Origin of the sequence: uncultured Nocardioides sp. (assembly GCF_947488025.1) — a bacterium.
GTDB lineage: Bacteria > Actinomycetota > Actinomycetes > Propionibacteriales > Nocardioidaceae > Nocardioides.
In genome coordinates this window covers 1-506 of record NZ_CANKYS010000040.1, presented here as the reverse complement: position 1 = coordinate 506, position 506 = coordinate 1, and the positions used below count along the sequence as shown (strand labels likewise).

The window sequence follows — 506 nt, the reverse complement described above, 5'->3', positions numbered from 1 at the left end:
GGATGGTCTGCGGGGACAGCTGACCTACTGATCGCCATAGTCTGAGGGGCCATGACACGTACGTGGGACACGACGATGACTGGGGTGCTGCGCCTGCCCTCGGGTCGCCTCGTTCGGGGCCGTGGTCTGCGCCGACCGCTGCCCGATGGGACGTGTCCCGACTTCGGACTGTACTTGCTCGGCAAGCCACCGGCCGGCATGCGTTGGGACACGCGATGGCTTCGCTGGCCGGACTTCCGGCTACCCGCCGACCAAGTGGACGCGCGAGACGCGCTGAGCGAGGCATGGCGCCGAGCCGAGGACGAACGAGTGGAAGTCGCCTGTGGCAGCGGGCGCGGCAGGACGGGCACCGCCCTCGCCTGTCTCGCCGTGCTGGATGGCGTACCCGCCGGTGAGGCCGTGGCCCTTGTCCGAGAGCACTACGACGCTCGAGCGGTGGAGACGCCCTGGCAGCGCCGCTACGTCGGGCGATTCAGCACCGCGTGACTTGGTCCTCAGCGCGATCC

Annotated in this window: 1 protein-coding gene; it reads left to right on the top strand. The window is 69.6% G+C overall.

Translation table 11 applies throughout. From position 1 onward, the window contains the following. The first annotated feature begins 51 nt into the window (after window positions 1–51). Window positions 52–486 carry a protein-tyrosine phosphatase family protein gene (locus Q1B24_RS21910; RefSeq protein ID WP_366916580.1) on the top strand — a complete coding sequence of 145 codons (435 nt, stop codon included), beginning with the start codon at window positions 52–54 and terminating at the stop codon, window positions 484–486. The last annotated feature ends 20 nt before the right edge of the window (window positions 487–506 follow it).